Here is a 4,583-nt window from a genome sequence, read left to right on the forward strand (position 1 = left end):
TCTTCAAAAAATTTTAAAAGTCATTAACCTTTGTCAGACTTAGCTTGTAGCGCTATATTCTTGTTTGTTATTAGCTCTTTTTTCTCGTTTAAAATACTTTTTTTTCATAAGGGGATCGGTAGAACCGATTTTCTTCTCTCTGCGCCCTCTGCGTCTCTGCGGTTCGTTTCCAACCACCGAATAATCTCATCAGGGAATTCCTGCTTACTTCTACTACTCACCTCAATACAAACGTGTCTAGTAATTGCCTTAGCAACAACCATATCACCAACTGTAATTTCATAAGCAATTTCAAACTTATCAATACTTAATTTTTGGGGGATTAAGCTAATCGCTAACTTATCACCGCAAAACATTGGACGCAAAAAATCCACATTAGCATGAACAATCGGAAAAGCCACAGATGAGTTACTGAAAAAACCCTTGATATTAATACCTGATATCTCTAGAGATTCTTCGTAAGCTTCATGACAAATACTCAAAACATTAGCAAAATAAACTACTCCAGCAGCATCCGTATCTTGAAAGTGAACTGTCCGGTTATAAATGAAAGGCATCTTTCAAAATTTAAAGCATAAAAATAGCAGGTTTATTACCTGCTTTACAATTTTACTGTAACTACAACAATTATTAATTCAAGGGGTAATATATATCTTCAGAACTGGGATTTAGATAAGGATGCTGCAAATCAATTGAGTGCTGTGCAAAATGTTGGTCAATTACCCTCATCCGCTCCTCCATCGCATTCTTACCTTTTTGCCAAGCCTCCAACAAAGCATTAGCTACAATTTGACAACGGTTCATCCCAAAACTTTCTTGCGCCGCAAATTTTTGAGTCGGTTCCTCAGCTAAACTCAGTCCTGGCGCTAAAAACTTTGTGAATAGTGGGATTTCGGTTTGGAAATGGGATTGATGTTCTGTATAAACAGCCTGAAGGATTTTGCGGATAGCTGGATAGTCGTGGAGTTCAAACAAGAGTACCCCTGAATCATAGCGCTCGTATGCAGAGGGGTTGTAGAGAACCTGAAAGCTGAAAGGAATAGCATCTGCATTTAGTTGCTGAGTTAGGCTTTCCATGAGCGCGATCGCACCAGATGGTGTGAAATTAAAATAGATTCTCCCTGCTCCCAAATCCGCATCTGGGTTTTGCTGCTCTTGTCCAACATCACTAACAGCCACGTAACACCCATTTTGCAGTCGATTTTTGGGCATCCAGATGGCTACTAACTCACCCGCCTTGGCAGATTTAATATTGGGTTTTAGATGGCAATCTGGCTCAACGTAAAGTGTCAAACCGCCTTTATTCACTGCCATACTACCATCAGGTTCTTGCCGCAATACCCGCCAACTAGGGTCAAAATAACCTATACCTTGATTAGACTCGTGTAGTTGCTCGTAAAATTCCCAATCAACCCCCAAGACGGAATCGTTTTCTAAATTGTGGCACGGCGTACGTTTTGTGCTGTCAGTATTAACTGCCAAAGTAGTTTGCAGCGAGCCATTGTAATAGACTCCATAAAGAAAGTTTCGCAGCAGCAAAGTGAGATACTTATATTGAAGAGCCGAGGAGGTTTGCTGAAATCTGTCAGCTACTTTAGTCGGCAGAGCAAAGGGATGATAGTTGGGATGGTAAATACAAAAGTTTGACTCAATTTGGATATTGTTAACAATATCGAATAGTGTAGTTAGCAGTTGATTGGTAGAATAATTTAGCATTAATCGATTCAGAACTCAAAATTCAAAATTAAATAAACGCTCTGGGGCAAATATCTTTGCTGCTTATAAAAAGCATAATATTATCAAGTTTTTAACTACAAATAAATTAATAATGTTTATTTGTATAAACCTATAGCTTCATTTTAAATTCTCTGGCTTTAGTTCTAAGCCAATGTAGAGAAAAATAGCATACAGAACAATTCAAAATATCTGAATTATCTTTTAAATTGTTCTGTTCTCTGCTATTAACAACCACGCAGCCGAGTTTTTTCATAAAAAATCTGAAGTACTTGCTGCTGCTTCTCTGGCTGAGGAAGTTTATGAAGGTTTACTACAGGTTTTAATATTTCTGACTCGGACATGCCGAAAATATTGAGTACAGATTGCTCAGGCATGGTAAGCAAATTTTTAGCGACTTGGAGCATACAGATGTCAGCATTATCAAAGTATTTGCGGCACGTAATCATATCCTGAATTTGATGAATCAGTGCTAGTCCAGCAAATTGAATAACGCGCAAAAGAAAATCACGACGGTATTCCAAAATCATGGGAAAAGCATTGAGATAAGCTCTAATTAAGGCAACTATTGAAGGTTGGATAACCTCTAGAGGTGTAATCGCCAAATGCAAAGATTCTTCTAATGCAATGGTGGCGTCTACCACGAGACTAGATAGCCAAATCTCTAAATAGCTTGCTAGTAAAGTTCCTAAATCAAATGCCGGATCTCCCCAAGAGCAAGCTTCCCAGTCAATTAGCCGCACCAGACAATTGTCTAGCTGCTGCCATCTGGAATGAACCAAAATATTATTCAACTTTAAATCGTTATGAGTTAAGCAGCAAGGATGCCACTCATTTGCTAAATCAGCAATTGCTGATTCTAAACTCTCGTAGCGCTGATAGAGAACATAAAATTTCAGCGCATCGGTGGGAACTGTACCAAAAATCTCTGGACTAATTGACCCTATTCCTTGCGCCGGATTGTAATAGCCATAGCGAAACTGTCCTTGAGGAGCAGTGGCCATAAAATCGCTATATTCGCGGCGATTGAAGGTTGCACGATGCAGCCCAGCCAAAGTAGTGCCAATAGAGGAGGCAATTTCTGGTTGAAAAATATCGTTTTTGTGATATACCTTCCCAAGCTCAAGGTATTCACTTAAGTAATTGCGGACAAGAATAGAATTTTCCTCATCAAAGTGCAGCACTAATGATGCGATCGCAGAAATGTTGCCTAAAACCGGAAACTGCTGAAGTAACTGATGAAATAGCCACTCATTAAAAAACTCGTGCGGCATTCCATCATTATTAATACTACGTTCTTGTTTAACCAGCAGTTTACGGTTATCTGCCAGAGTCACCAGTAAATTGCAATTCTTCTTACTACTTTCCGGTAACTCAGATTTATTTACTGCGCCATCTTCTGAGCTACACAGACCTGCATCTTGCAGATACTGGATAACGTTATGAGAAGACAGTGATAATACCATGTATTATTTCCTAGTTCCTAAAATTGCGGAGAGAATTACCTATATCGGGATTGGCTTAGCTTTAGCCGTTTTCGGTAGATAGCAACTAGTGTGTGAATAACAATAACGATTAGTACAATCTACTAATATCCCATCTGTCTGATAAAAACCTGCCAAAATGGCATGAAACCCTTTACCTTTTCTTTAAAATTTGCTCCAATATCCCATCAAGTCTTTAAATTTTTCATCATAGTGACTTGTATCCATCTAAAAGTAGAGTTTGATCAAGATCAATGTCGCCAAAAACAAAATGATTAGCCGTAGATGTTATTTGCTGTTAAGTAATCATTGACAAATGAAGATGTTTGTTTATGCTTATCTGATGGAAAAATGTAGTAATAATAACAACTATGTAAACTGAGAAATAGCGAAAAATCTCAGAGTTTATTCGCATCAAAAAGCATGGCATTTAACCCTATTATTTTTATTTATCATCACAAAGCTAGGAAAACCGGACATTTTAGGCGGTGAATAATTAATTTTTTTTCATATTTGATTATTTGCTACCTTGGTGCCTCAGTAATATATTAATTTTGTCATTAATAAGCTATTAACAAGCGTAGACGCGTAGCTATGTAGACAACACAGTATTTGTACTTTTGTCAAGTATGGTTGTTTAATGGTTCGCCGCAGCCATCGCAGTCATTGTCTAAGCCATGACTGAAAATTAGCTGTATCTCTGACTGCGTTAGAACCTTGGCGCGTCCATGCCGATTTATTTTCATCGTTAGACTGTAGACCCTGTAATCCACAGCCTACAATGTTTTTGACCAGGTTTTTTGAAAATTTTACTCTATCAATTTCTGTTATGTTACGATCAAAGCATCAACCTGTACAGACTTAATGTACAGGTTAAGCGAAAATGTACTTAATTCAATTTACAAGTACAAAGGAAACTTTTGATACTTATGGTTTTGAACACTTATACTTACACACAAGCACGACAAAAGCTGTCTGAACTGTGCCAGAAAGTTACTTCAGAACGCGATTTTGTAATCATTACACGTCGTAATGCTGAAAATGTAGCTTTAATACCTGTTGATGAACTTTCTAGTATTCTAGAAACGGCTCATCTTTTACGTTCCCCCCGTAACGCTGAACGTTTACTAACAGCTTTAAATCGAGCTAAATCAGGAGTTGTGAAATCTCAAAGCTTGGATGATCTTAGTAAGGAGTTAGGATTTGACCAAGAAGAAGAACTTCAAAAACCAATCAAAACGGTTCTTCAGTACTTGTTATGCCAAATTATTAGCAATTCAATGTAATAATATGTTGAAAAATATCTCCATTAATAGCTAAAGCTATTAATGGAGATGACATACAAGGCATTTTTATTGTTTGCTG

General features: G+C 37.6%; 4 protein-coding genes. 1 reads left to right on the forward strand and 3 read right to left on the reverse strand.

All coding sequences use genetic code 11. The features are described from left to right. Window positions 1-104: 104 nt before the first annotated feature. The 3 genes from IQ246_RS28910 to IQ246_RS28920 form a co-directional block, all read right to left on the reverse strand. Window positions 105-557, reverse strand: a complete 453-nt coding sequence (locus IQ246_RS28910; protein ID WP_194006724.1) for a thioesterase family protein — start codon at window positions 555-557, stop codon at window positions 105-107. A 73-nt stretch (window positions 558-630) separates the two neighbouring features. Next, window positions 631-1,716, reverse strand: coding sequence for a T3SS effector HopA1 family protein (locus IQ246_RS28915; protein WP_194006725.1), 1,086 nt, complete (start codon window positions 1,714-1,716; stop codon window positions 631-633). Between the two features lie 245 nt (window positions 1,717-1,961). Then, window positions 1,962-3,200 (reverse strand): phosphotransferase family protein, encoded by a 1,239-nt coding sequence (locus tag IQ246_RS28920; RefSeq protein ID WP_194006726.1) that lies wholly within the window; start codon window positions 3,198-3,200, stop codon window positions 1,962-1,964. A 947-nt stretch (window positions 3,201-4,147) separates the two neighbouring features. Between IQ246_RS28920 and IQ246_RS28925 the strand changes: the two genes are divergently transcribed. Continuing rightward, window positions 4,148-4,504, forward strand: coding sequence for a type II toxin-antitoxin system Phd/YefM family antitoxin (locus IQ246_RS28925; RefSeq protein ID WP_194006727.1), 357 nt, complete (start codon window positions 4,148-4,150; stop codon window positions 4,502-4,504). Window positions 4,505-4,583 lie beyond the last annotated feature (79 nt).

Origin of the sequence: aff. Roholtiella sp. LEGE 12411 (assembly GCF_015206995.1) — a bacterium.
Taxonomy (GTDB): domain Bacteria; phylum Cyanobacteriota; class Cyanobacteriia; order Cyanobacteriales; family Nostocaceae; genus Komarekiella.

Excerpts from the sequence above, each read along its gene's own strand:
- IQ246_RS28910 (WP_194006724.1), bottom strand. The coding sequence starts at position 557 with ATGCCTTTCATTTATAACCGGACAGTTCACTTTCAAGATACGGATGCT.
- IQ246_RS28915 (WP_194006725.1), bottom strand. The coding sequence starts at position 1,716 with ATGCTAAATTATTCTACCAATCAACTGCTAACTACACTATTCGATATT.
- IQ246_RS28920 (WP_194006726.1), bottom strand. The coding sequence starts at position 3,200 with ATGGTATTATCACTGTCTTCTCATAACGTTATCCAGTATCTGCAAGAT.
- IQ246_RS28925 (WP_194006727.1), top strand. The coding sequence starts at position 4,148 with ATGGTTTTGAACACTTATACTTACACACAAGCACGACAAAAGCTGTCT.